The organism is Pseudomonas sp. S09G 359 (assembly GCF_002843605.1).
Classification (GTDB): Bacteria; Pseudomonadota; Gammaproteobacteria; order Pseudomonadales; family Pseudomonadaceae; genus Aquipseudomonas.
Window position 1 is genome coordinate 6,066,345 of the sequence record NZ_CP025263.1, and the last position, 25,181, is coordinate 6,091,525.

Annotated in this window: 23 protein-coding genes; 3 read left to right on the top strand and 20 right to left on the bottom strand. The window is 54.5% G+C overall.

Annotation, left to right across the window (positions count from 1 at the left end; genetic code table 11):
- Positions 1-114: 114 nt before the first annotated feature.
- The 3 genes from CXQ82_RS27875 to CXQ82_RS27885 all read right to left on the bottom strand — a co-directional run bounded on the left by CXQ82_RS27875 (position 115) and on the right by CXQ82_RS27885 (position 3,100).
- The gene (locus tag CXQ82_RS27875; protein ID WP_101273211.1) at positions 115-870 is read right to left on the bottom strand and encodes a S9 family peptidase; all 756 of its coding nucleotides are present in this window, start codon (positions 868-870) and stop codon (positions 115-117) included.
- Positions 860-1,969, bottom strand: coding sequence for a DUF3182 family protein (locus tag CXQ82_RS27880; RefSeq protein WP_101273212.1), 1,110 nt, complete (start codon positions 1,967-1,969; stop codon positions 860-862). Before CXQ82_RS27880 ends, CXQ82_RS27875 begins: the two co-directional genes overlap by 11 nt.
- Positions 1,970-2,140: 171 nt before the next feature.
- A complete protein-coding gene (locus CXQ82_RS27885; RefSeq protein ID WP_101273213.1) occupies positions 2,141-3,100 on the bottom strand; it encodes a GlxA family transcriptional regulator in 960 nt (319 codons plus the stop codon).
- 96 nt (positions 3,101-3,196) lie between these two features.
- On the opposite strand from CXQ82_RS27885, the gene CXQ82_RS27890 reads away from it, so the two are divergent.
- Complete coding sequence (locus CXQ82_RS27890) at positions 3,197-3,760, top strand: cysteine hydrolase family protein (protein WP_101273214.1); 564 nt, start codon at positions 3,197-3,199, stop codon at positions 3,758-3,760.
- Between the two features lie 16 nt (positions 3,761-3,776).
- Here CXQ82_RS27890 and tam read toward each other — a convergent pair whose 3' ends face one another.
- Entirely contained in the window at positions 3,777-4,538 is a 762-nt protein-coding gene (tam, locus tag CXQ82_RS27895) for a trans-aconitate 2-methyltransferase (protein WP_101273215.1), read from the bottom strand.
- Positions 4,539-4,640: 102 nt separating this feature from the next.
- On the opposite strand from tam, the gene CXQ82_RS27900 reads away from it, so the two are divergent.
- Entirely contained in the window at positions 4,641-5,549 is a 909-nt protein-coding gene (locus CXQ82_RS27900) for a LysR family transcriptional regulator (RefSeq protein ID WP_101273216.1), read from the top strand.
- A gap of 426 nt (positions 5,550-5,975) precedes the next feature.
- On the opposite strand, the gene CXQ82_RS27905 is transcribed toward CXQ82_RS27900, so the two are convergent.
- The 8 genes from CXQ82_RS27905 to CXQ82_RS27940 all read right to left on the bottom strand — a co-directional run bounded on the left by CXQ82_RS27905 (position 5,976) and on the right by CXQ82_RS27940 (position 16,681).
- Entirely contained in the window at positions 5,976-7,145 is a 1,170-nt protein-coding gene (locus CXQ82_RS27905) for a hypothetical protein (RefSeq protein WP_101273217.1), read from the bottom strand.
- Positions 7,146-7,154: 9 nt separating this feature from the next.
- Positions 7,155-9,077 carry a hypothetical protein gene (locus CXQ82_RS27910; RefSeq protein WP_101273218.1) on the bottom strand — a complete coding sequence of 641 codons (1,923 nt, stop codon included), beginning with the start codon at positions 9,075-9,077 and terminating at the stop codon, positions 7,155-7,157.
- Entirely contained in the window at positions 9,077-10,180 is a 1,104-nt protein-coding gene (locus CXQ82_RS27915) for a hypothetical protein (protein ID WP_101273219.1), read from the bottom strand. Before CXQ82_RS27915 ends, CXQ82_RS27910 begins: the two co-directional genes overlap by 1 nt.
- A 15-nt stretch (positions 10,181-10,195) precedes the next feature.
- Positions 10,196-12,187, bottom strand: a complete 1,992-nt coding sequence (locus CXQ82_RS27920) for an HAD-IIB family hydrolase (protein WP_218274439.1) — start codon at positions 12,185-12,187, stop codon at positions 10,196-10,198.
- Positions 12,159-12,677: an NADAR family protein gene (locus CXQ82_RS27925; protein ID WP_101273221.1), complete on the bottom strand. Its 519-nt coding sequence runs from the start codon at positions 12,675-12,677 to the stop codon at positions 12,159-12,161. Before CXQ82_RS27925 ends, CXQ82_RS27920 begins: the two co-directional genes overlap by 29 nt.
- Positions 12,678-12,776: 99 nt before the next feature.
- Positions 12,777-13,772: a putative phage abortive infection protein gene (locus CXQ82_RS27930; protein ID WP_157832199.1), complete on the bottom strand. Its 996-nt coding sequence runs from the start codon at positions 13,770-13,772 to the stop codon at positions 12,777-12,779.
- Between the two features lie 977 nt (positions 13,773-14,749).
- Positions 14,750-15,277 (bottom strand): single-stranded DNA-binding protein, encoded by a 528-nt coding sequence (locus CXQ82_RS27935; protein ID WP_010467282.1) that lies wholly within the window; start codon positions 15,275-15,277, stop codon positions 14,750-14,752.
- Positions 15,278-15,286: 9 nt separating this feature from the next.
- Positions 15,287-16,681, bottom strand: coding sequence for an MFS transporter (locus CXQ82_RS27940; protein ID WP_101273223.1), 1,395 nt, complete (start codon positions 16,679-16,681; stop codon positions 15,287-15,289).
- Positions 16,682-16,859: 178 nt separating this feature from the next.
- Here CXQ82_RS27940 and uvrA point away from each other — a divergent pair, with 178 nt between their 5' ends.
- The gene (gene uvrA, locus CXQ82_RS27945; RefSeq protein WP_101273224.1) at positions 16,860-19,694 is read left to right on the top strand and encodes an excinuclease ABC subunit UvrA; all 2,835 of its coding nucleotides are present in this window, start codon (positions 16,860-16,862) and stop codon (positions 19,692-19,694) included.
- A gap of 66 nt (positions 19,695-19,760) precedes the next feature.
- Here the strand turns inward: uvrA and bfr are convergent, their stop codons facing one another.
- The 8 genes from bfr to rpmJ form a co-directional block, all read right to left on the bottom strand.
- On the bottom strand, positions 19,761-20,225 hold the full coding sequence (gene bfr / locus CXQ82_RS27950) for a bacterioferritin (RefSeq protein WP_033900044.1): 465 nt from the start codon (positions 20,223-20,225) through the stop codon (positions 19,761-19,763).
- 155 nt (positions 20,226-20,380) lie between these two features.
- Entirely contained in the window at positions 20,381-21,829 is a 1,449-nt protein-coding gene (locus tag CXQ82_RS27955; RefSeq protein WP_101273225.1) for a catalase, read from the bottom strand.
- Positions 21,830-22,067: 238 nt separating this feature from the next.
- Positions 22,068-22,454, bottom strand: coding sequence for a 50S ribosomal protein L17 (gene rplQ, locus CXQ82_RS27960; RefSeq protein WP_003176402.1), 387 nt, complete (start codon positions 22,452-22,454; stop codon positions 22,068-22,070).
- A gap of 41 nt (positions 22,455-22,495) precedes the next feature.
- Positions 22,496-23,497, bottom strand: coding sequence for a DNA-directed RNA polymerase subunit alpha (gene rpoA / locus CXQ82_RS27965; protein ID WP_003176403.1), 1,002 nt, complete (start codon positions 23,495-23,497; stop codon positions 22,496-22,498).
- Between the two features lie 22 nt (positions 23,498-23,519).
- Positions 23,520-24,140 carry a 30S ribosomal protein S4 gene (gene rpsD, locus CXQ82_RS27970; protein WP_003176404.1) on the bottom strand — a complete coding sequence of 207 codons (621 nt, stop codon included), beginning with the start codon at positions 24,138-24,140 and terminating at the stop codon, positions 23,520-23,522.
- Between the two features lie 18 nt (positions 24,141-24,158).
- Positions 24,159-24,548, bottom strand: a complete 390-nt coding sequence (gene rpsK, locus CXQ82_RS27975) for a 30S ribosomal protein S11 (RefSeq protein ID WP_002555466.1) — start codon at positions 24,546-24,548, stop codon at positions 24,159-24,161.
- A 30-nt stretch (positions 24,549-24,578) separates the two neighbouring features.
- On the bottom strand, positions 24,579-24,935 hold the full coding sequence (gene rpsM, locus CXQ82_RS27980; RefSeq protein WP_003194635.1) for a 30S ribosomal protein S13: 357 nt from the start codon (positions 24,933-24,935) through the stop codon (positions 24,579-24,581).
- Between the two features lie 129 nt (positions 24,936-25,064).
- Positions 25,065-25,181: a 50S ribosomal protein L36 gene (gene rpmJ / locus CXQ82_RS27985; RefSeq protein ID WP_002555468.1), complete on the bottom strand. Its 117-nt coding sequence runs from the start codon at positions 25,179-25,181 to the stop codon at positions 25,065-25,067.

Sequence of the window (25,181 nt, forward strand, 5' to 3'; positions counted from 1 at the left end):
AAATTCTTCCTGAATGACCTCAGCGTCTGGTTTGGGGCCGCTGCGCGGCCCAACGCGGGCAAGCCCGCTCGCCACAAGGGCCCACTGCCCACAGATTTAGTGTGCGCCTGGAGGTTATCGGGCCTGGATGATGCTCAACCGCTCGCCCACGACCATTTCGGTAATCCAGTCCACCAGGATCGAGGTGTAGGCTTGCTGGGACACCGGGTCACTCAAGGAGTGGTCGGCGCCATCAATGATGCGGTGCGTCAGGGAATGGGTCTGCTGGCATGCGGCGCGGTAACTCATGATGGTGGCATGGGGCACGTGGTCATCGGTTTCCGATTCGACGATCAGCACATCACCGGTAAATTTGGCGCAGGCATGCAGGGCACGATTGGTTTCGGCGTGCACCAGGGTGCTGCGGTAATCCAACAAGTCGACTTTATCCAGGTCGCGCTTGGGCTTGAGCCATTCCTGGTCGCGGTACAGCGCCGGCACGCGCAGCGCCAGCCAGCGCACCGGGCGCAATGAGGTGAGGATCGCTGCCAGGTACCCGCCGTAACTGGTGCCCACCACCGCCACCGCCGAGGTGTCGATGGCCGGGTGGGAGAGCAGCCGGTCGTAGGCCGCCAGCAGGTCGCGCAGGTTGTCTTCGCGGGTAACCCGCGACAACGGAATGCCGGTGCCGGCATGCCCACGCAGGTCGAAGGTCAGGCACACGCAGCCGAGGCCGGCGATGCCTTTGGCGCGTTCCAGGTCGCGCTCCTGGCTACCGCCCCAGCCGTGCACGAACAGCACACCCGGCACTTTGGATTTAGGGCTCAGGAACGTCCCGCTCATCTGTTCGTCGTCGATATCGATCGCAATGCTTTCGCTTCTAGCCGTCATAAGATTTAACCGTCACGTACTTGAGAAGAAAGTCGCTGTTTTCCGCCGGGCCGCGATACACCTCGATGGCATCCGCCGGCAGCGCCTGGTCCACGTAGGTTTCCACCGAAGACACATGAATGGCTTTGAGGCCGGGATGGTTGATGAAACTTTGCAGCGCCGCGACTTCCGCGCTGCTGGCCCCGCCCATGCGCCAGGATTGTTCGAGCACGCCACTGCGGCGCTGGCCGTCGCTGGCCAGGCCTTGGGCGATGTCGTAGTTACGCCGCGAGGCGTAGAAGCCAGGGTAGGCCTCGTCTGCAGCGGCGTCGAATACCTGGGCCTGCTCGATGGCCAGGCGGACGTCATCGGGCAGGTCGAGTTTGAGCAACGCTTCATAGTCACCCGGCACCACCAACAGGTCGGAGCCGCCGTACACCTCGTCGCCATGCCCGTCCTGGGTCAGGTATTGCTCGCCGCAGTAGCTGAACACGTGATCGCCGATAAAGCTTTGGCCCACGCTATGGGTGATCACCTCACGCAGGTCCTGCTCCAGCACCACACCGTCGCTGAACAGTTTCGCCGCGTCGGGCCGCGCCAGCAGTGCCGCGAATTCATCCAGGCTGTGGATAACTTCCTGACCACGCCCGGCGCAGGCGTGCACCGGTTTCAAGCGGATCGGCCCGCTGTAGAGCAGGCGCGTGGCGGCTTCCCGGGCATCCTCAAGGGCAAATACGCTGAGGCCGTCCAGCACCACATCGCGCACGCGCTCACAAAACTTCGACGACCAGCCTTCCGGCGTAGTGGCGTCTGGGCCGAGCACCCCGTGGCTGATGGCCTTGGTGCAAATGAAGTCGTGGTCCACATACCCGCCCCACAGGTCTTCGGGGCCTTTGATATTCAGCGCGCGAGCCTGGGCCGGGCCCACCAGGGTTTGCGTCGGCAACAGGTACAGGTCGCGGCCGGCGTGCTTGTGGGGGTCATAACTGCCGCCGAATTTAAGCCCCAGGATCTGCGCCAGCCAGCGCGCCAGGGCGAGGTTGGTGTCCACCTCGTGCTGGGGCGCGCCGTCTCGCGTGGAGTGGGCAACCACTTGTTTCTTGCGTTGAATCGGGGTCATGCGTTCCCCTTGGCCAGCCTGCCATGTGTGTAACAGCAGAGCTGCAGGGATCAGGCCAAGGCGCTTTCAAGGCGGATGGTTTTGAAATCAAGCGGTTACCGAAAAACCGATGGCAGTTGGCCTGTTTGATTCTGCACGACGCCGCCTTATCAGCACGGCGTTCTGCACGATTCACACGCCAAAACGGCTGCGGTAATCACTCGGCGCCAGCCCGGTGATTTTCTTGAAGGTGGCGCGGAAGGCGCTCGGGTCCTGATAACCCACGGTCCAGGCAATATGGTCGATGGTGCCGTTGGTAAACTCCAGCATCTGCCGTGCCTTGCCCACCCGCAGGTGCTGGCAGTACTCGGTGGGTTTCAACCCGGTGGCAATGCGAAAGCGCCGCAGGAATGTGCGCGCCTCCAGGCCCGCCTCCTGCGCCATCGCCGCCACCGACACATCCACCGCGCCGCTGGCTTGCAGCCAATGCTGAACCTTGAGAATGGCTGCATCGCCATGCCCGAGGATCGGCGCAAAGTTGCTGCCGCACTGGCTGGCACTGTCGCTGTGTTCGATCACCAAAAAGCGCGCAGTGTCGGCGGCGATACTTGGGCCCATCAGGCGGTCCACCAGGCGCAGGCCCAGTTCGGACCAGGCCATCAGCCCGGCGGTGGTGATCAGGTCGCCGTCATCGACAATCGGTTTGTCCGCCTCCAGGCGCACCGCCGGGAAACGCACGGCAAAGGCGCTGGCAGACGACCAATGGGTGGTGGCGCTGCGCCCGTCCAGCAAGCCGCTGCGCGCCAGCATGATCGAGCCGATGCACACGCCGCCCAGCACGGTACCCGCCGCATGTTGCTGGCGGAGCCACTCCAGTAACGCGGGCGGTGTTTGCGCTTCGCTGAACTCACCGATGGACGGCGGCACCAGCACAGCCATCAGGGGTTGGTCGGGGCCGGGCTGGCTGTCGAATACCTTGGTTGGCGTGCCGTCGTTATTGACCTGCCAGTGGCTGACCCGCAGCAGCGGCAACTGCGCGGACCGATGCTCGGCGGCGATCCGGTTGGCCACTCCAAACAGGTCGGTCAAACCATGCACCGCAGCCAGTTGCGCCCCCTGGTAGATCAACACACCCAACTCAACCACGGCCATTGTCAGTTTTCCCCCTGTTATTGTCGGTGCAGCCAATGCCCGGCGTCGGCGCCAGCTAAGATACTGGGCCCATCAACCCATCACGAGGCAATACCCATGGCCAAGCAAGCGCTCATCCTAATCGATATCCAGAACGACTACTTCCCCCAGGGCAAGTGGCCGCTTGCCGGCGTGGACGCTGCGGCGGACAAGGCGGCGCAGGTGCTGCAGGCGTTTCGCAAAGCGGGTGATGCGGTGATTCACGTGCGCCATGAGTTCACCGCTGAGGACGCGCCGTTCTTCACGCCAGGTTCCGAGGGCGCACATCTGCATGCCAAGGTATTGAACGAGGGCGATGAACCGGTGGTGCTCAAGCATTTTGTGAATTCGTTTCGCGAAACAGGCCTGCGCACGTTACTCGAACAACGCAGCATCACCGACCTGGTGGTGGTCGGCAGCATGAGCCATATGTGCGTCGACGCCGTGGTGCGGGCCGCAGCAGACTTGGGCTACACAGTCACGGTGATTCATGACGCGTGCGCCACCCGTGACCTGGAATTCAATGGGCAGGTGATTCCCGCCGCGCAGGTGCATGGCGCGTACATGGCGTCGTTGGCGTTTGGCTATGCGGGCGTGGTGTCGGCGGATGAATACTTGCAGGCACAAGCGGCGGCCGCTTGACCGCCACGCGTGGGGTTTAGCGGGTGGCGACAATGAACAGGCGGGGGAATGGCAGCAGTACACTGCCATCGGCCAGGGCTGGGTAAGCCTGGGTAATCCGCGCCTGATACTCGCGTAGGAAAGCGGCTTTTTCATCGTCGCCCAACGGCGCGAGAAACGGCCGCAATGCCGAAGCCTTGAACCACTCCACCACGGCGGCATGATCGGCCAGCGGGTGCAGGTAGGTGGTGCGCCACACATCCACGCTGCTGCAATGCTTGCTGAGCAATTCGTAGTAGTAGCTCGCGGCGTGCCGCTCATTGTGTTTGACCGCGCCGATCTTGGCCGACCACGGGCCCTCGGCGGCCACTTCGCGGGCCAGCCGGTGGGCAGGCTCGTCGAGGTTATCCGGGGTTTGCACCGCCAGCGTGCCGCCCGGTGTCAGTTGGTTGACCAGGTGCGGATAGAGCGTGGCATGGTCCGGCAGCCATTGCAGGGAGGCATTCGCCAGGATTACATCGAAGTGTTGCTCGGGGCTCCAGGCGCCAATATCCGCCAGTTCAAAGCTGAGCGCGGGCAGGCGTTTGCGCGCGTCGATCAGCATGTCGTCAGAGCTGTCCATCCCAGTGACGTGGGCGTGCGGGAAACGCTCGGCCAGCACCTGCGTGGAATTGCCGGGGCCGCAACCCAGGTCGACGGCGGTGCGTACCTCGCCCTGGGGAATCGCCGCCACCAAGTCACGGACGGGGCGAGTGCGCTGTTGTTCAAACATCGTGTACTGCTTGGCGGACCAGGTCATCACGGCTTTCCTTCTTTTTCGAGGTTGGCTAAAGCCTAAATCTTGTGAGCCATGAGAACAAATGCCAGGATTGGCAACCTCCCATACCTTAAAAGTATTCCTATGTTGGAGCTTCGCCAACTCAAAGCCTTCGTTGCCATTGCCGAAGAAGGCTATATCACCCGGGCGGCCGAACGCCTCGGCATGCAGCAACCACCATTGACGCGGTTATTGCAAAGCCTGGAAGCCGAGTTGGGCGTGGTTCTGATGGAGCGCCTGCCCCGTGGCGTACGGCCCACCACCGCCGGGTTGGCCTTGCTGGATGAGGCCCGTGAAGTCCTGGCGCGCGTCGACGCTGTTGCCGAAGTGGTGCAGCGCGCCGCGCGCGGCGAACGAGGCCGGTTGGCCATCGGGTTTACCAGCTCGGCCGCCTTGCACCCGTTTGTGCCCAGCGTATTGCGATTGTTTCGCGAAACCTTCACCGGCGTTTCGGTAGTGCTGGAGGAAGCCGGCACCGGCGAACTGCTGGACGCGTTGGTGCACGAAAAACTCGACGCGGCGTTTATCCGCTCGCCGCTCAGCGGAACTCAGTCGCTGCAGGACGAACCGATCCTGGTGGAGCCAATGTTGCTGGCGCTGCCCACCGATCATCCGCTGGCCCGCGACTCGGCCGCTCCCCTGCCCTTGGCGGCGTTGGCGACCGAATCCTTCGTGCTGTATCGCCGTCGCGTGGGGCTGGGTTTGTATGACGCGATTCTGGTGGCCTGCCGTGAAGCGGGATTCAGCCCGCAAGTGGTCCAGGAAGCACCGCGCATGACCGCCACCTTGAGCCTCGTGGCCGCGGGCCTGGGGGTGTCCATCGTGCCGGCGTCGATGCAGCGCCTGCGCGGCGATGGCATCGTCTACCGGGAACTGACGGAGTGCCAGAGCCTGGTGGCGCCGCTACACCTGGCCACCCGCAAGGATGACGGCTCGGCCGTGTTGCGACGCTTCAAGGAAATGGTCATAAGCGCAGCCTCGAAGGACGCCTGACCACTGCCAATAAAAAACCCCCGAGGCTTTCGCCAGCGGGGGTTTTGCACGTTCCGGGGGTTAGCCCTTAGAACGGGAAAGGACGACTGAGACCTAAGGTGTAAAGTTTTTAACCATACTGCTCAGAGAGTTAACAGCATATTAGCACTTATCAATACCGCTTTCTGTGAAGTTTCCATAAAAAAACGGTTATATTTTACACGGTCGTTGAAATGACAACTGATGAGAGGTAACGAAGATTACCGGGGGTACGCAGACAAATCGAGCCCGCGGGCTGAGCAAATTAAGCATCTAAATCCCCGCGCATTGAATGCTCTTTACCATGCTCATACCAAGCGGCATGGACTGGTTATGTGGATGAGCATGAAAGCTGTAATGAAAAAAATAACAACTTAGCACTTAAGACCTAAACCCCGAAAAACCAAGCTAATCATCGATATAGGATTCACCGGTCAACAGTAATGAATAAAGGGTTGGAGTAGAGCGTCTTAGTTCCTCAATTGATGCAACATAGCGTTTCGGTTCCGAATGAGGGAGCGCTACTCCATACTTGGCATTCAGGTCACTAGGTTTCATTTCGAAACAAGCTAACCCTGCACCAAGAGTCATCAACTTACTTCCCAATGGCGAAACTACTAACTTACACCCACCAAGAATACGCATGCTATCTTTATATCGATTCATTGCAGTTAAAAGCTGTCGATACGCCTCAAATGGATTAGATTCGTGGACGTAAAATATATTAGTAGTAGGTGTAGATCGGGCATCGAAAAGAACTTCAGAGTATTCTACAAGCAAATTATCTGCTCGTCTTGGGTCTTTAGAGGGATGTGGTAGAATGGGACAAATCTCGGCCGAGTCAGGTATTTCAGCTAATTCAATTATTTTTTGCATTTGTTGTGATCGATTTTCGCCGAGAAAGGGAAACCAGACAATCGGCCAATCTCTTGCGCTTTCCACATGCATCGCTCCAGCAAACCCAGGCACGTAAATCAAATCATTACTGGGGTCTTCTGCCTTAATCAAACCATCTAATCGAGCATCCTCCGCAACTAAAACCTGGAAATTAACCCGATTAGCTGCAAGAGGGCTACCACTAGAATCATCAAACTTGTTAGGAATCAATTTATTGAGAATATTCGTCAATAAAGATAAATATAGCACTCGGGGCATCGCACTAATATCAAGAACAATATCCGTATGCCCATCTATCATACCCAGTATTTCTTTAACACCGCGCGAAAGTGCGATTCCGGAGCTAATATCTTCATCACCAACAGTGCCTATTGAAACCTCCTCAATTGTAGCATTAGGAAAGAAGGATGTTTTCAGAGCATTAGTGTTTTCAGCAGTGATGGCCACAACATCGACATCAAGCTCATAATCAGCTAGTTCAACAAGGATAAGTTTTGACTTATTAATCCTAACCTTAGCAGACGTCAAACCACTGACGAAACGTTCCATCACTATACGTCCGCGAACATCAAATCCCCTACCGGCGATATAAACCACATCGACCTTAGTATTTGTATACAGGCTGTCCCAAAGCTCATCAACCTTACTTCCCTGCCGAAATACATAATGATCCCAAAGCATATTAGCATCCTACTTAATATTGGTAAGTTTTCTTTGGGAACCTTTGGGACCCCTTTCCATCCATTCGTACAACTGCATACTGCTCACTGACTGCCACCCGCCTTGCTGCAATGGCAAGCCGTATAGCGCACAGAGTGTTCTATTAAGGTAGAAAATTGTGCCAGCATCCCGGTTCACAGACGCAGAGCTAGACTTGGCAACTAATAAATTCTCTGCAGAGCATTCGGCAAGTACACGCAGGAGGACCGCAGCTTTTTCGCCAAGTCCGGAAAGACCACTTTTGAGCCTGTGGAGCTCCAGCTGTGAAAGACGTACCCCGGTCACACCAGGCGCATATGGAGCAGTAGGAGCGAACGTTTTTTCCCTACAAAAAGCCCCAATACTATCTAGCAAACGCTGTGCACGCAGACCTTCAGTATGGTTTTTTGGGATGAATTCCCATTTACGCTTTGCAGCATCAGTTAATAGCTTTTCTTGCTCTCGTGGCGTGAGCGTCAAATCTGGCTTTCGGATAATTTGCTTATTTTGCATTCCGACAAATAGAGCAGCGGCTAATGACAACAGCTCTTCGACGTTGGATGTAGCCATTGTGAACAACTTATCCATCCCGAAATAATAAGGTATCCCCAGTTCCTCGTGAATAAATATCTCTACCGCGCCCCTTACTGCAGATACATCTCTGGACGCAAAGTCATCCGTTGACAATTCCAGATCAAAAGACAATTGACGCTTAGATTCCTCGCGAGCAACTAGTATTCTAATTGAAAACAGTTCAACCAAAGCATCATAACTACCATTACTAATTAACTCATCAGCCCTAGTTAACCAAGTAGCATATCGTAACATATCACTAATTCTTTGTGACTCTTTCTTAAACTCGGCAATACCACGCTGAATTTCTTCCTTAACCTCCGCTAGTACTAACTCCTCACGAAGATAATGCGGAAATGATTTTGATGCTACAAGTTCTTGCATGAGCATTCGGCGGTCTAAAATGCTTTTAGCAAACTGGGCAAACTGGTGACTTCCCTTCGAGCCACTCCACATTTCTTCCAACGTATACTCATTTACATCTCTTCCACGCCTTGAGCCTTGGGACAGGAGTTCATCACCAAGTGACACGGTCCTTTCAGCCAACCAAACCGGAACGCCATTCCTTTGGACGGCTAGTTCATCAATTAACAAGGTTCTCTGTTTACGTCTTAACTTATGTAAATCGTCAATCATCAGCAATCGTTTAGTTGCCACCACCTCGCCATTTAAAATGAATTTCACCGCATCTAGCCACAACACTCCTTCAAACTGCAGATGCGAAGGCATATCTGCTGAACTGTCTCCAACGAACGCATCTAACTGTGCATATACTTTCTGTTCATGGAGCTCGGCCCAGCACAGCAGCTCGAATGCATTTTCAGCTACAGGTATGCCGCGAAGTTTCGAGCTCATATCTGAGTAATCAAGACCAACTGATTGCAGATCCTGCTCAGATGGAAAGTCAAGCAATACAGCTAAGTTCCTTAACGTCCTGAGCACTATCCTGCAGTCTAATAATGCCCTGAACAGTCCGGATTGATTGAGATCTGCACCCGGCGGCAAATCCGCATACCCAGATGCACACGAAAGTAGTATGCCAAGGAATTGAGGGCTATTGATATCGTCCAGGACCCCTCGATCTACAAGCTTCTGAAAAGACTCGTGCATCTCTTCTTGCCTGCGAGCCTGCCAAAAACCGCGGAGAGCTGTAGGAGTAAATGCCCTAAGAAGAGTTGTCTTTCCCGCCCCGGGCGCACTTCGGAACACATGGACTCCACCCTCAAAAGCCTCTCCAGGAAGCTTTTCCAAAATTTTTGGCGAAAAAAGCCTCACAAAGTCAAGATCAGATGTAGTCCTTTCAGACATACGCTCAAGAAAAGGGTTTGTATTGTATGCCATCAGAATTCTCTATGCCGACTGACGCGAGGAAATAATCCGAATGGTTTATAATTCTCAGGTCCCCAAAACATATAAATCGAGTTATTTGGAGAGTTATGAGATAAGACAATCGGTAATGCGCAAGCAGCGAATCCCATCCGCGCATCATCCGTCCCACCAACAGCTATGTGTTTATCAGACGCCCTACTATCGTAATACTTTTCTAACTTAAGTAAATTTGCGATGTCCGTATCTGGGTCATTAGTTAGTGAATATTCAGGCTCAATCGGAAACAAAACCTTCACCTGAACAGATTTATATCCATTCTCGGACGTAAAGCGCTCAGACCAGTATTCAATGTGATCAATAGCTTGTCGGGTGGCAGTATATAACAACAAAAAAACCTCGTAATGATGAGGGTCGATCAAGTCACCTTTGTAAAGCCTTTCAAATATTTTCTTTATTTTTCCTTTGTACTTCCCTGAAGCGCTATCGTATCGAATATAAGTATTACCACTTCCCGAAAAATCATCTAGAAGCCAAATCAGGTTAAAACGCGACTTATCCTCCTTTTTACCAATTTCCTTCAGCGCAGCGTCTAAAGACTCAAGCATGTCACGAGCTTTTTCATCGCTAAGCTCATAAGCCTGCCAAATTTGCTCATTACTAATGTCACCCAAGCTAGACCTTCTTACTTCATTCGTCCTTGCCCCATCGCTAAGGCCTAAGTACAGAGACTTAGCGCGAAGCTCTTTAAATCTTTCCTTCGCGCAGATCTTAGAAACTTTATGGCTAGGAATATCCGACTCTTCGGCAACCAATCTAATCCGCTCTTGAACTATCAAATCTGGATATGCCGTGCTAACCAAGTGTGACAGCTCCGACTCGGAAAAGAATACAAGTCGCGTCAGTACCAACTTCAGAGCGGCCTCTCTGTCTGTTGTATCAAATTGATCCAACCAAAGAGCAAGGCTTTCGATGAATCTTCTACCGGGACCAAAGCGCTGATAACTATTATATTTATACTCAGCCAGTAGCTGGAGCCGTTTTAATGACTGCACAGAGCTTATTTCCTGCCAACTCATGATTTTTGCTAACAACTGAGCAGCATTTTGATCCTTCATAATGTACTTTCGCTCCTAATCGCGTATTGCGACGAACCGGAATAGACCTTGGAGATCAAGGTCTATTTTTTGCAAATACCAAAGTGTAGCATCAACATCCCGTAAATGAGTGGGTGCTAATTTCCATCCGCGGTCTAAGCGTCTGGAGGGAACATCTACGCTGAGCGAGTACTTATGTTCTAGTAGGGCGAAATCATTTCCTGGCCAAGCGCCCTGATCGCCTACTGTGATTATCTCGTACGGGTGTATATGGGTTTTTTGGACAATATCAGCTATAACGCGTGACTTATTAATTCCCGGAGCCAACACATCCACTGAATGCTTACTTTTTACAAGACCAGTGGTGTCAAGACCATCTTGTCGCAGCGCATCGGCAACGACAAACCACATTTTGTCCGTTGAAAGCCCCTCCCGAAAACGGATGCTTACCTGATACGGGGGATTAACCTTGTAGCTATCAATAGGTATACCGAGCCCTTTTAGCCTGACAATAATTCGGGTTACATGGCTCAAAAATTCGCTAGTCTGCCCGCTCGGCATAACACTCTTATCTGCTTTAGAAATCCAGCCGCCATTGTAAAGACCGATGGTTATTTTTTCTAAAATTTCAGCTGGAAGACAGGATTCAAGACACTGCTGGACCGAGTCCCCCCTCCCTGAGGCTATTCCGACATGTACGCCGGCTTCAACCAGACGAGTAAGATGGCGTAGTATTGCAGCATCGGGCGGGGCATCCCTTCGTTGGGAACTGCAAAGAGTGCCGTCGTAATCGAACACGATGCATTTAAAAATCTTCGATTCTAAATCTTGAATAAATTCTTTTTCTGCTCTATTTACAGGACCGTGATCTCTATTAGAGGGCCACAATGCGCCAATCGTATCGTACTTACTACTTATGGCTTTATGTTGATGATCATGGGGCTTTTCTATATGATCACTTAGATTCAAATAGTAGAGTTTCCTACCGAAGTCTGACGCACCGGGCTTACCTGGATCAATTTTCAGCAGCTTCCCAATTTCTCCAACCAAGTGCATTTGAGCTATAAGCCCAGAAATTAAATCGTTGGGAGAAGCCCCATGCAAACGCATCGTATAAACTGGAACCTGTGCAGGAAACAAATCCTTCATGGCGTCCCATAGTCCAGACAGAGCGCGATCAGTGATCGCCAAAATTGCACAGTCATCAGGCCTATTTGCTAGCCAAAGATGTCTACCGTGAGCGTAGGATCTTAGATCGACTAGCTGAACATGAAGCAAGGCAGCTTCTGAAAGTTTGGATTCTAAATCCGCCGCGATTGGTTTCAACAAGGGAGAATATACAATAGTAAGAGTCCCTCGAAGCACACATGCCTCTACAAACTTCTTCCCATCATTAACCCACTCTTCTATCGATGCATCTCCGATTTTTAACTCTGATATAGTTCGAGGTAATTGTTCAAGCTGTGGATTAAGCTCGCTATAGGCTCTCGCGACCAAAATGGAATCCAAAAGAAGGCTATTTGTAGCTAGGTATCCATCTTTATTCGCTAGCTCGTAACAGTGCGATTTTACATCACCTAACGCATCGGCCTCCAGCACCAGAGGGCAATCTGCTCTATTGACTATTACGTGAACAGGCCTCGCGCTATGTCGCCTGGCACGGCGCAGAGCCTCGATAACATCGGGATTTTTGCCCTCTGCGGACACGAGAAATACCGGACTAGAAGCGGCTAACGTAGGGTTGCAAATTATCTCCAGCGGGGTTGACGGCCTTGAAACTCGTCCAGTGTACGCCTCATGTAAATTGCACAGTAACGATGCAACCGTAAATGATCCCCCAGAACCAACACCGATTAAGCTAGCTTCACTTGCGCCCACGATAGCTTTTTGCAGATCACGGACGTCCTCAAGCATGGCGCCCGCATAAGTATCTTGCAGCAAATCCATTTCTTGACTGTATTTACTTTCCCCAAGACTTGTCATATGCGGAGCTATACCTCTATTTCGACAATGGGCTAATATTTTCACTTTTAAGCTCGCTTCTCACTTCCATGAGCAAGACACCAAGCATATTTTTCCCTTTGCCGTTTACTTCACCCCATGTCCTGTTTACAAGATTATCAGTAGTGGCCGACTCTACTAATCTCGCATCACCCGTTGAGATCAAAATTTCCGCTAGATCTGGATTTTGACTGTATTTCTCAATCAATACTGCTTTCATTCTACTAAATTTTATTTTCGACCAATTTGGAGCAATATCCCATGTGTAAAGCCCATGCGCAGCCATAGCTACTAAGGCTGGTGAGGGCGCGTTAAGAATCCAATCTCTGACAGCTTCTTTTCGTGCTTTGCCTGCTTGATAGGCATGTTCCGCCGTGGGGTACTCCACACCTTCGAAGCTAAAGCTGCGTTTAAATAGATTGCTAAATACTCCGAAGGGCTTTTCGTTTGCTCGATAAAAATGAATTTCGAGAGAATTCTGCTCGGGTTCGATTATATTGAAGGGTGATTCAGTCATTTTTAAGTGCCTGTGGGTACTGGACGAGCTTTGCGATAGTCGGCTTAACTCAGCGCGATTGTGCAGTCTCTGTTCAGAAGAAAAGTCGCATATTTAGTATCAGATCGGTTGCTTTTTGTCATTAGCTTTCAGCAAAGCATAATCTATGCTTTCATGTCCGTGAAAAGCTGATGAGCTATAGAAGCTGTACGCTTGCTCATCCGTTAAGGAAGTACGTTGAACGTTCATGCCTTTCAATAGAGAATATTTTTCAACGTAGAATTTTAGCCCCGCTCCTTTAGCAGTCAAACAACTTGAAAATAATACACGCCTTTCAGCCTGCTCCATCTGAGCGCGCAACATATTCACATATTGGCGCTTTGCTTGATATTCAGAAATATAGGAGACCAGATCGCTGCCTACAACTGCCAAACTAGGATTCACCAAGCTTTCCGCTGGCATATGGCTACTTTTGAACCCAGTATATGCATCCACATACTTTAAGACTTGATACATACTTCTAAAATATGTACTAAACACATTTCCGAACTGCTCTTCGAATCTCTGACTAATCAACTCTGCAGAGCGGGCCTCATCATTACTAACCACCACTAATAGAGTATTCAGTTCAAACTCTGAAAGCTCATTACCCACTCTTTCAAACCCACTAACTCCTTTACTCTCTACTCCGTCGGCAAATAATGTGAATTCCTTTTTTGCGTTCAGATGGAGATCTAAAAGCCTGAAAAATACAGATTCAAAACTTTGCAACCTTATATATCTCGCTTGAGCGTCCAGATGGAGATTTGTCTGCCTATTTTCATCCTGAGCCGCCTTCAAGTCTTGTCCTTGAATTCTAAGCGTGACTAAAACCGCAGCCAGCGCAAGACTGCTCAAAAGAGGATTCAATATCCCACCAAAAAAGTCTCCAAACTGTCCCCAGACGTCTTGCTTATTAGATAGAACGGTGCCAAAGGTCTTAAGATACATGGCAAGCATAAACACTGTCAGCAACGCGACCCCGCCGACTAGCCACATAAGCCACAGCGGAATTACGCTGAAGCGCCCTTGACTTGATGATGACCCGCTAGTAACTCTATAGTCTTCGGCTTCCACTTCTAATACCGCCTTTCTAACTAAACCTAAATTGGCCCAAGCTAGTATACTTGGTAAATTAACTCAGAATTCACGGTTCTCCATAATAGGCTTTCATCTTACTTTCTATAGAACCCACATATCGGCGAAACCCTCAAACACCTTCTCTGCGTCAATCAACACTTTTCGAAACCAAAACCGGCATCTTGGTAGGCCGATGCCAACCTACCCATGACGACCTTCGCACCAACCAGTGCTATGTCACCCGCTGGCCCGTCAGTGTTCATTTGGTCCAAGGAAACTTAGGCTTTTCCACGACATAGGGCGAAAACTCTCCATGGCCACCATTGGCACTTCTAGTCATTGCCGTGCTGGTTCCACCTTCACTGAGCGGATCTTCACATCTGCACTGACCCTTTTTTTGCCGCAGCCATAATAAGGCAGGAAGGCGAAGATTTCGCCTCTGCTCAGTGAGGCTCAAATTAACAGCCCCGTTGGGTGAAACACTTCATCAGAGTCAAGGATCGCTCTTTTTCTGGGAGCTTGGCTAGAGGTACGTGCGGCGAGCCGATTTCGAGCACACACGGGTGCTGAACCAGAACATAAACGCTGCGCCCCCCCACCCAGCTCACCTGCTGAGCCAGGGGTAGAGCTTGCAGGAAAGCACAAAGATGTCCGGCGCTGTTTAGCGATGTCGAGGCAGACAAGCTACGGTTTCGAATCTGCGTGGTTATGAATAGATTTGGATAATAGAGAGGCATTCCATGTTCATCGACCAACAGACACGCTCTCTCGCCATTCCCCATGACGAAGCTTTTGGTCTTCGCCACTCTTGCTAGCCTCTCCCCACCTCGATTCTTTACATTCATCCCCAACCATCCTCCTATTCAGTTTTCCGAGCGTAGTCTTTACTTTTTTTTTGGCAAAGAAAAAGCCCCAAGAGCAGCACTCTCGGGGCTTTCAGGGAAATACTTTACAGATCGAGGCTCAGTCGTATCCTAGAACGGGATATCGTCATCAAAGCTGTCGAAATCCGGAGCCGGCTGCGGAGCGGCCTGCTGTGGAGGCGGTGCCTGACGCGACTGTTGCGGTGCCGACTGCTGTGGGCGTGGAGCCTGCTGGCGCGGGGCCGGAGCGGACTGCTGGTAGTTATTACCCCCGCCTTGTTGGTCACCCTGCTGTGGGCGGCCGCCCAGCAGTTGCATGGTGCCTTGCATGTCGACCACGATTTCGGTGGTGTAACGCTTGATGCCGTCTTTTTCCCACTCGCGGGTTTGCAGCTTGCCTTCGATGTAGACCTGCGAACCTTTACGCAGGTATTCACCGGCGATCTCGGCCACCTTGCCAAACATCGACACACGGTGCCATTCGGTTTTCTCGACCTTTTGACCGGTCTGCTTGTCGGTCCACTGTTCGCTGGTCGCCAGACTCAGGTTGGTCACGGCGTTACCGTTAGGCAAGTAGCGAACTTCGGGATCCTGGCCGCACGTACCGACCAATATGACTTTGTTAACCCCACGGGCCATAACGTTCTCCTAGGCTGGGCGCGCTGTCGGCACTGGGTTGACCAGTTGCTCGAGCGTCGCGCGATCCAATAATTCGGTGTCTAATTTGATGTAGATGGCGGCTTCTTCAGCAATAACCACGGCATCTGTAACCCCGGTAACGGCCTTGAGGCGCTCAACCAGACCGGCTTCGCGGATCGCTTCTGGCGATAACGGCAAACGCAGGCTCGTTACATAGGGAGGTTCGCGCATGGTAACAGCAAAGGCTAACCAGAGGGCAGCCAGACCTGCGCATCCGAGGAACACAACCGACAAACCGCCGTGCTGAAACATCCAGCCACCCATGATGCCGCCCAATGCAGAACCCAGGAACTGGCTGGTGGAATACACCCCCATCGCCGTGCCCTTGCCACCGGCCGGTGAAACCTTACTGATCAGCGAAGGCAACGAGGCCTCCAGCAGGTTGAACGCGGTAAAAAACACCACCGTGCCGATTACCAGCGCCCGCAGGCTGTCGCCGAACTGCCAGAAGAATAGCTCAGTGAGCATCAGCGTCGCGACGGCGCCGAGCAAAACTCGTTTCATTTTGCGTTTCTTCTCGCCGTAGATGATGAACGGGATCATGGCGAAGAACGAAACCAGCAGCGCGGTCAGGTAGACCCACCAGTGCTGTTCCTTGGGCAGGCCGGCTTTTTCGACCAGCGCCAGGGGCAGCGCGACGAAGCTGCACATCAGCATTGCGTGCAACACGAAGATACCTAAATCCAGGCGCAGCAGGTCCGGGTGCTTGAGGGTCGGCAACAAGGCCTTGCGCGCAACGCCCGACTCCCTGTGCTGCAGCGTACCGGTGGAGCGCGGCACCATAAAGGCCACGATCACGATACCGAACAGCGCCATGCCACCGGTGGCCAGGAACAAACCGTGCAGGCCGAACGCGCGGGTCAGCAACGGGCCCACTACCATGGCCACGGCGAACGACAGGCCGATCGTCATACCGATCATGGCCATGGCCTTGGTGCGGTGTTGCTCACGGGTCAGGTCCGACAACAGCGCCATGACCGCCGCCGAAATTGCGCCCGCGCCTTGCAGGATGCGCCCCGCGATCACGCCCCATATCGAGTCGGACTGGGCCGCCAGCACGCTGCCGAGGGCGAACACGATCAACCCCAGGTAAATCACCGGACGCCGGCCGATGCGGTCGGAAATGATCCCGAACGGGATCTGAAAAATCGCCTGGGTCAGGCCATAGGCGCCAATCGCCAGGCCGATCAATGCGGGGGTCGCGCCTGCGAGGTCCATTCCATAGGTCGCCAGTACCGGCAACACCATGAACATGCCCAGCATACGGAAGGCGAACACCAGGGCCAGACCGCTTGCCGCTCGGGTCTCGCCGCTACTCATGCGTTCGCTGTGGGGATCGTGCATGGAAAAACCTCGTGTGAACCGGCGGCGATTCTACCAGTCCCATCGATTGAGAGGGTATATGCGGCGCTTTGCCGCGCAGCTTTCATGTAAGGCTGCACCTGGCACTCTGGCAGTGTATATTCATCCAGTCTTTAGCCGTATACTCCGGCATTATTTACGCCCGCCGTGCGAGGCCATCTTGGACAAGATCCTGATTCGTGGGGCTAGAACCCACAACCTGAAGAACATCGACCTGACCCTGCCCCGGGACAAGCTGATCGTCATCACCGGCTTGTCCGGCTCGGGCAAATCGTCCCTGGCGTTCGACACGCTGTACGCCGAAGGCCAGCGCCGCTATGTGGAATCGCTGTCGGCCTATGCCCGCCAGTTCCTGTCGATGATGGAAAAACCTGACGTCGACACGATTGAAGGCCTGTCGCCGGCGATTTCCATCGAGCAGAAGTCGACCTCCCACAACCCCCGCTCTACCGTGGGCACCATCACCGAAATCTACGACTACCTGCGCCTGCTCTACGCCCGCGTGGGTATCCCGCGTTGCCCGGACCACGACATTCCACTGGAAGCGCAGACCGTCAGCCAGATGGTCGACCTGGTGCTGGCCCAGCCGGAAGGCGCCAAGCTGATGTTGCTGGCGCCGGTGATTCGTGAGCGCAAGGGCGAACACCTTTCCGTCTTCGAAGAACTGCGCGCCCAGGGTTTTGTGCGCGCACGTATCAACGGCAAGCTGTATGAGCTGGACGAAGCGCCCAAGCTCGACAAGCAGAAAAAGCACTCTATTGATGTAGTGGTCGACCGCTTCAAAGTGCGCGCCGACCTGCAGCAGCGCCTGGCGGAATCGTTCGAGACGGCCTTGAAGCTGGCCGACGGTATCGCCCTGGTGGCGCCGATGGACGACGAGCCAGGCGAAGAGATCATCTTCTCGGCGCGTTTCGCTTGCCCGATCTGTGGCCATGCCATCAGCGAGCTGGAGCCCAAGCTATTTTCCTTCAACAACCCGGCGGGCGCCTGCCCGACGTGTGACGGGCTGGGGGTTAAACAGTTCTTCGACATCAAGCGCCTGGTCAATGGCGACCTGACGCTGGCAGAAGGCGCGATACGTGGCTGGGACAGGCGTAACGTCTACTACTTCCAGATGCTCGGGTCGCTGGCCTCCCACTATAAATTCAGCCTGGAAGTGCCGTTCAACGAACTGCCGGCCGAGCAGCAGAAAGTCATCCTGCACGGTAGCGGCTCGCAGAACGTCGACTTCAAATACCTCAACGACCGTGGCGATATCGTTAAGCGCTCGCACCCGTTCGAAGGCATTGTGCCGAACCTGGAGCGCCGCTACCGCGAAACCGAATCGGCCAGCGTGCGCGAGGAACTGGCGAAGTTCCTCAGCACCCAGCCGTGCCCGGATTGCCGTGGCACGCGCCTGCGTCGTGAGGCACGGCATGTGTGGGTTGGCGAGAAGACGCTGCCGGCGGTGACCAACCTGCCGATCGGCGATGCCTGCGAATACTTTGGCGGGCTCAAGCTGACGGGCCGCCGCGGGGAAATTGCCGACAAGATCCTCAAGGAAATCCGCGAGCGCCTGCAGTTCCTGGTGAACGTGGGCCTGGACTACCTGTCGCTGGACCGCAGCGCGGACACATTGTCCGGCGGCGAAGCCCAGCGTATCCGCCTGGCCAGCCAGATTGGCGCGGGCCTGGTGGGTGTGTTGTACATTCTCGACGAACCATCGATTGGCTTGCACCAGCGCGATAACGATCGCCTGTTGGGCACGCTGAAACACCTGCGGGATATCGGCAACACGGTGATTGTGGTCGAGCACGATGAAGACGCGATCCGCCTGGCGGACTATGTGGTCGATATCGGCCCGGGGGCGGGTGTGCATGGCGGGCATATCGTCGCCGAGGGCACGCCGGCCGAAGTCATGGCGCACCCGGACTCGTTGACCGGCAAGTACCTCTCCGGCCGTGTGAAGATCGAAGTGCCGGCCAAGCGTACGCCGCGCAACAAGAAGCTGGCGCTGCACCTCAAGGGCGCGCGTGGCAATAACTTGCGCAATGTCGACCTGGAAATCCCGCTGGGCCTGCTGACCTGCGTGACCGGGGTGTCCGGCTCGGGCAAGTCGACGCTGATCAACAACACGTTGTTCCCATTGAGTGCGACCGCCTTGAACGGCGCAACCACCCTGGAAGCGGCAGCCCATGACAGCATCAAGGGCCTGGAGCACCTGGATAAGGTGGTCGATATCGACCAGAGCCCGATTGGTCGCACACCGCGATCCAACCCGGCGACCTATACCGGGCTGTTCACGCCGATTCGGGAGCTGTTCGCCGGCGTGCCGGAATCCCGCTCGCGCGGCTACGGGCCAGGCCGGTTCTCGTTCAACGTCAAGGGCGGGCGCTGCGAAGCCTGCCAGGGCGATGGCCTGATCAAGGTGGAGATGCACTTCCTGCCGGACATCTACGTGCCGTGCGATGTGTGCAAGAGCAAGCGCTATAACCGCGAAACCCTGGAGATCAAATACAAGGGCAAGAGCATCCACGAAACCCTGGAGATGACCATCGAGGAAGCCCGGGTGTTCTTCGACGCGGTCCCGGCGCTGGCGCGCAAGCTGCAGACACTGATGGATGTGGGCCTGTCGTATATCAAGCTGGGGCAGTCGGCAACCACGCTATCCGGTGGTGAGGCACAGCGGGTGAAGCTGTCCCGTGAGCTGTCCAAGCGCGATACCGGCAAGACCCTGTATATCCTCGATGAGCCGACCACGGGTCTGCACTTTGCGGATATCCAGCAGTTGCTGGATGTGTTGCACCGCTTGCGTGACCACGGCAACACCGTGGTGGTGATCGAGCACAACCTGGATGTGATCAAGACCGCCGACTGGCTGGTGGACCTGGGGCCGGAAGGCGGCTCCAAGGGCGGCCAGATCATCGCGGTGGGCACGCCGGAGCAGGTCTCCGAGATGCCCCAGTCTCACACCGGGTACTACTTGAAGCCGTTGCTGGCGCGCGACCGGGCCTGATTTATCGGGCCCAATAAAAAGCCCCTGTCACTTCATCAGTGACAGGGGCTTTTTTGCAGCCGGGAATCAGAACTGCGATTGCAGGTAGTTTTCCAGGCCAATCAGCTTGATCAGGCCCAACTGCTTTTCCAGCCAGTAGGTGTGATCTTCTTCAGTGTCGTTCAACTGCACGCGCAGGATTTCACGGGTAACGAAGTCGCTGTGCTGCTCGCACAGCTCGATGCCCTTGCAGAGCGCGGCACGCACCTTGTATTCAAGGCGCAGGTCCGCTGCGAGCATGTCAGGCACCGTGGTGCCCACATCCAGGTCGTCGGGACGCATGCGCGGCGTGCCTTCGAGCATCAGGATACGGCGCATCAGTGCGTCGGCGTGCTGTGCCTCTTCTTCCATTTCGTGGTTGATACGTTCGTAAAGCTCGGTAAAGCCCCAGTCTTCGTACATGCGCGAATGGATGAAATATTGGTCACGAGCTGCCAGTTCGCCCGTCAGCAACGTGTTGAGGTAATCGATTACGTCGGGGTGACCTTGCATCGCCCTACATCTCCCTGCTTGAAAGTCTGTAGTTTGAACCATGATGACTCGGAGGTCACGGGACCAACGGCAGAAAAGTGAAGATTTCCTGAGAAAAGTAGCTGAAATAACGCAAAAACCGCCCAAATGAGGGCGGTTCTGCTTATCGTTTAGAGTTAGTTAAGCGATACACCCAGCGCCTTTGCGATTGCGTCTCCATAAGCAGGGTCTGCCTTGTAGAAGTGCTGCAACTGACGCTGAACCACATCACTGGAAACCCCAGCCATTGCACCGGCGATGTTGTTTGTGAGCAGAGCTTTCTGCTCATCATTCATCAGGCGGAACAGCGCACCGGCGTGGCTGTAGTAATCGGTGTCTTCACGGTGATCGTAACGATCAGCTGCGCCACTCAAGGCCAGCGCCGGCTCAGCGTATTGCGGCGCTTGCTTCGGCGCGTCGCTGTAGCTGTTCGGCTCGTAGTTGGGCGCCGCCCCACCATTGCTGCCGAATGCCATCGAACCATCACGCTGATAGCTGTTCACCGGGCTGCGTGGCGCGTTCACCGGCAGTTGCTGGTGGTTGGTGCCGACGCGGTAGCGATGGGCATCGGCGTAGGCGAACACGCGGCCTTGCAGCATGCGGTCGGGAGACAGACCTACACCTGGCACCATGTTGCTCGGGCCGAAAGCAGCCTGTTCCACTTCAGCGAAGTAGTTCTGAGGGTTGCGGTTGAGTTCCAGCTCGCCCACTTCAATCAACGGGAATTCTTTTTGCGACCAGGTCTTGGTCACATCAAACGGGTTCTCGTAGTGAGCGTTGGCCTGGGCCTCGGTCATGATCTGGATGCACACACGCCATTTCGGGAAGTCACCGCGCTCGATCGCACCAAACAGATCACGCTGGGCGTAGTCAGGGTCGGTACCCGCCAGGCGTGCAGCCTCGGCCGGTGCCAGGTTCTTGATGCCCTGCTTGGTCTTGTAGTGCCACTTCACCCAGTGACGCTCGCCGCTGGCGTTAATCAGGCTGTAGGTGTGGCTGCCGAAGCCGTGCATGTGACGGTAGCCATCGGGAATGCCACGGTCCGAAAACAGGATGGTGACCTGGTGCAGCGCCTCTGGAGAGTGCGACCAGAAATCCCACATCATCTGCGCGCTTTTCAGATTGCTTTGCGGCAGGCGCTTTTGCGTGTGGATAAAGTCAGGGAATTTAAGCGGGTCGCGAATGAAGAACACAGGGGTGTTGTTACCCACGATGTCCCAGTTACCTTCCTCGGTGTAGAACTTCAAGGCAAAGCCGCGCGGGTCGCGTTCGGTGTCGGCTGAACCACGCTCGCCGCCCACGGTGGAGAACCGCAGGAAGGTTGGCGTTTGCTTGCCGATAGACTCGAACAGCTTGGCGCTGGTGTAGCGGGTGATGTCCTGGGTGACCGTGAACGTGCCAAAAGCACCCGACCCCTTGGCGTGCACACGACGCTCAGGGATGTTTTCACGGTTGAAGTGAGCAAGCTTCTCGATCAGGTGAAAATCGTCGAGCAGCAACGGCCCGCGTGGACCGGCGGAACGGGAATTCTGGTTATCCGCAACGGGAGCACCGCTGGCGGTCGTAAGGATTTTGTTCTGGCTCATGCTCAATTTCCCTCAGGTCGGACTTGGAACTGCCGGCTAATCGGCTTGGTGGAATTATTGACCATCAACATGACACCTACAAATTCATTAAATTGTAGGCACCAATAGAAAATAACTACCAACAACCCCGCCGCCTATAGTGCCGAGCGCCACCTGTGGAAGCTTGTACGTTTCGCGCATTTGTTACGCGCACAAAAAACCGGGCACTAGGCCCGGTTCTTCGTTACAGCTTGTCGTCTTACTCGGCGCTTACAGCTTCGCCGGCAGTAGCACGATCAACCAACTCGACGTACGCCATAGGCGCGTTGTCGCCAGCGCGGAAACCGCACTTGAGGATGCGCAGGTAGCCACCCTCACGGGTAGCGTAACGCTTGCCCAGGTCGTTGAAGAGCTTACCAACGATAGCTTTCGAGCGAGTACGGTCGAAAGCCAGACGGCGGTTAGCCAGGCTGTCTGTCTTAGCCAAAGTGATCAGCGGCTCAGCAACGCGACGCAGTTCTTTAGCTTTCGGCAGTGTAGTTTTGATCAGCTCGTGCTCGAACAGCGACACCGCCATGTTTTGGAACATGGCCTTGCGGTGCGAGCTGGTACGGCTCAGGTGACGACCACTTTTACGATGACGCATGGTTCATTCCTTACCAAACTCACGTTCGGTGATTACGACGATCAGGCAGTCGCCTTGTCGTCCTTCTTAAGACTTGCAGGCGGCCAGTTGTCGAGGCGCATGCCGAGGGACAGACCGCGGGAGGCCAGAACGTCCTTGATTTCAGTCAAGGATTTCTTGCCCAGGTTCGGAGTCTTCAACAGTTCTACTTCGGTGCGCTGAATCAGGTCACCGATGTAGTAAATGTTTTCCGCCTTAAGGCAGTTAGCCGAACGTACAGTCAGTTCCAGATCGTCAACCGGGCGAAGCAGGATCGGATCGATCTCGTCTTCCTGCTCGATTACCACTGGTTCGCTGTCACCTTTGAGGTCGACGAACGCAGCCAACTGCTGTTGCAGAATGGTTGCAGCGCGGCGGATAGCCTCTTCAGGATCCAGAGTACCGTTGGTTTCCAGATCAATAACCAGCTTGTCCAGGTTAGTACGCTGCTCGACACGGGCGTTTTCCACCACGTATGCGATACGGCGAACCGGGCTGAACGAAGAGTCAAGCTGCAAGCGACCAATGCTGCGGCTTTCGTCTTCATCGCTCTGACGCGAGTCGGCCGGTTCATAACCACGACCACGAGCTACGGTGAGCTTCATGTTCAGGGCGCCGTTAGACGCCAGGTTAGCGATTACGTGATCGGGGTTAACGATCTCGACATCATGATCCAGCTGAATATCGGCAGCGGTAACCACCCCCGAACCCTTCTTCGACAAGGTCAGCGTAACTTCGTCACGGCCGTGCAGCTTGATAGCCAGACCTTTAAGGTTCAACAGGATTTCAATTACGTCTTCCTGTACACCTTCGATGGCGCTGTACTCGTGGAGCACACCGTCAATCTCGGCCTCGACTACTGCACAGCCGGGCATTGAGGACAACAGGATGCGGCGCAGCGCGTTGCCCAGGGTGTGGCCAAAACCACGCTCGAGAGGCTCGAGAGTGATCTTGGCGCGGGTTGGACTGACAACCTGCACATCAATGTGGCGGGGTGTCAGGAACTCATTTACCGAAATCTGCATGGATGCACCTATTTTCTAGCCCTTACTTGGAGTAGAGCTCGACAATCAGGCTTTCGTTGATGTCGGCGGACAGATCACTGCGAGCAGGAACGTTCTTGAAAACGCCCGACTTCTTCTCAGTGTCTACTTCTACCCATTCTACGCGGCCACGTTGGGCACACAGATCGAGAGCTTGGACAATGCGAAGTTGGTTTTTTGCTTTCTCGCGAACTGCGACCACGTCACCAGCACGAACCTGGTAGGACGGAACGTTTACGGTCTGACCGTTAACGCTGATCGACTTGTGCGATACCAGCTGACGGGATTCGGCACGAGTCGAACCAAAGCCCATACGGTATACAACGTTGTCCAGACGGCATTCGAGCAGTTGCAGCAGGTTTTCACCGGTTGCACCTTTCTTGCCAGCAGCTTCTTTGTAGTAGCCGCTGAATTGACGCTCGAGAACGCCGTAGATACGACGGACCTTCTGCTTTTCACGCAGTTGGGTGCCGTAATCGGACTGGCGACCGCGGCGTTGGCCGTGGATACCAGGTGCTGCTTCAATGTTGCACTTCGATTCGATCGCGCGCACGCCGCTCTTCAGGAAGAGATCGGTGCCTTCGCGACGAGCGAGTTTGCATTTTGGACCAATGTAACGAGCCATTCTTTACAATCTCCTGGATTACACGCGGCGCTTCTTCGGCGGACGGCACCCGTTGTGCGGGATTGGCGTCACGTCGGTGATGCTGGCGATCTTATAGCCACAGCCGTTCAAAGCACGGACAGCAGACTCACGACCTGGACCTGGACCCTTGACGTTAACGTCGAGGTTTTTCAGGCCGTATTCCAGCGCAGCTTGACCAGCACGTTCAGCAGCTACTTGAGCAGCAAACGGGGTGGACTTGCGGGAACCGCGGAAACCCGAACCACCGGAGGTAGCCCAAGAAAGCGCGTTACCTTGACGGTCGGTGATGGTCACGATTGTGTTGTTAAAAGAAGCATGGATGTGGGCGATGCCATCAACCACTGTCTTTTTAACTTTTTTACGAGGACGAGCAGCAGGTTTTGCCATGATAATTTTCCTGTCGATTCGCTGGGGCGATTACTTGCGGATCGGCTTACGCGGACCTTTACGGGTACGCGCGTTAGTCTTGGTACGCTGACCGCGTACTGGAAGACCACGACGATGACGCAGACCGCGATAGCAACCGAGGTCCATCAAACGCTTGATTTTCATGTTGATTTCGCGACGCAGATCACCTTCAGTGGTGAACTTCGCGACTTCGCCACGCAGCTGTTCAATCTGCTCGTCGCTCAGATCCTTGATCTTAGCGGCTGGGTTTACCCCAGCAACTGCGCAAATTTTCTGCGCAGTAGTGCGACCAACACCATAGATGTAGGTCAGCGAGATAACAGTGTGCTTGTTATCTGGAATGTTAACGCCTGCAATACGGGCCATTCAGTGGGACTCCAATTGACAGCTACCTACGCCCCGGAAGCCAAGAAATAGGGCGCGAGATAATATCGCTGTAATAACAAATAATCAACCCGGCAGCGCACTAGCTGCCGGGCTTCAAGCGGATCACACTCAGCCTTGGCGCTGTTTGTGACGCGGTTCCGCGCTGCAAATTACTCGAACAACACCTTCGCGGCGAATAATCTTGCAGTTACGGCACAGCTTTTTCACCGATGCACGAACTTTCAT

Excerpts from the sequence above, each read along its gene's own strand:
- rpoA (WP_003176403.1), bottom strand. The coding sequence starts at position 23,497 with ATGCAGATTTCGGTAAATGAGTTCCTGACACCCCGCCACATTGATGTG.
- CXQ82_RS27875 (WP_101273211.1), bottom strand. The coding sequence starts at position 870 with ATGACGGCTAGAAGCGAAAGCATTGCGATCGATATCGACGACGAACAG.
- CXQ82_RS27905 (WP_101273217.1), bottom strand. The coding sequence starts at position 7,145 with ATGCTTTGGGATCATTATGTATTTCGGCAGGGAAGTAAGGTTGATGAG.
- CXQ82_RS27925 (WP_101273221.1), bottom strand. The coding sequence starts at position 12,677 with ATGACTGAATCACCCTTCAATATAATCGAACCCGAGCAGAATTCTCTC.
- CXQ82_RS27915 (WP_101273219.1), bottom strand. The coding sequence starts at position 10,180 with ATGAAGGATCAAAATGCTGCTCAGTTGTTAGCAAAAATCATGAGTTGG.
- CXQ82_RS27880 (WP_101273212.1), bottom strand. The coding sequence starts at position 1,969 with ATGACCCCGATTCAACGCAAGAAACAAGTGGTTGCCCACTCCACGCGA.
- CXQ82_RS27890 (WP_101273214.1), top strand. The coding sequence starts at position 3,197 with ATGGCCAAGCAAGCGCTCATCCTAATCGATATCCAGAACGACTACTTC.
- CXQ82_RS27955 (WP_101273225.1), bottom strand. The coding sequence starts at position 21,829 with ATGAGCCAGAACAAAATCCTTACGACCGCCAGCGGTGCTCCCGTTGCG.
- rpsD (WP_003176404.1), bottom strand. The coding sequence starts at position 24,140 with ATGGCTCGTTACATTGGTCCAAAATGCAAACTCGCTCGTCGCGAAGGC.
- CXQ82_RS27910 (WP_101273218.1), bottom strand. The coding sequence starts at position 9,077 with ATGGCATACAATACAAACCCTTTTCTTGAGCGTATGTCTGAAAGGACT.
- CXQ82_RS27885 (WP_101273213.1), bottom strand. The coding sequence starts at position 3,100 with ATGGCCGTGGTTGAGTTGGGTGTGTTGATCTACCAGGGGGCGCAACTG.
- bfr (WP_033900044.1), bottom strand. The coding sequence starts at position 20,225 with ATGCAAGGTCACCCCGACGTAATCGATTACCTCAACACGTTGCTGACG.
- rpsM (WP_003194635.1), bottom strand. The coding sequence starts at position 24,935 with ATGGCCCGTATTGCAGGCGTTAACATTCCAGATAACAAGCACACTGTT.
- rplQ (WP_003176402.1), bottom strand. The coding sequence starts at position 22,454 with ATGCGTCATCGTAAAAGTGGTCGTCACCTGAGCCGTACCAGCTCGCAC.
- CXQ82_RS27935 (WP_010467282.1), bottom strand. The coding sequence starts at position 15,277 with ATGGCCCGTGGGGTTAACAAAGTCATATTGGTCGGTACGTGCGGCCAG.
- rpsK (WP_002555466.1), bottom strand. The coding sequence starts at position 24,548 with ATGGCAAAACCTGCTGCTCGTCCTCGTAAAAAAGTTAAAAAGACAGTG.
- CXQ82_RS27940 (WP_101273223.1), bottom strand. The coding sequence starts at position 16,681 with ATGCACGATCCCCACAGCGAACGCATGAGTAGCGGCGAGACCCGAGCG.
- tam (WP_101273215.1), bottom strand. The coding sequence starts at position 4,538 with ATGACCTGGTCCGCCAAGCAGTACACGATGTTTGAACAACAGCGCACT.
- CXQ82_RS27900 (WP_101273216.1), top strand. The coding sequence starts at position 4,641 with ATGTTGGAGCTTCGCCAACTCAAAGCCTTCGTTGCCATTGCCGAAGAA.
- rpmJ (WP_002555468.1), bottom strand. The coding sequence starts at position 25,181 with ATGAAAGTTCGTGCATCGGTGAAAAAGCTGTGCCGTAACTGCAAGATT.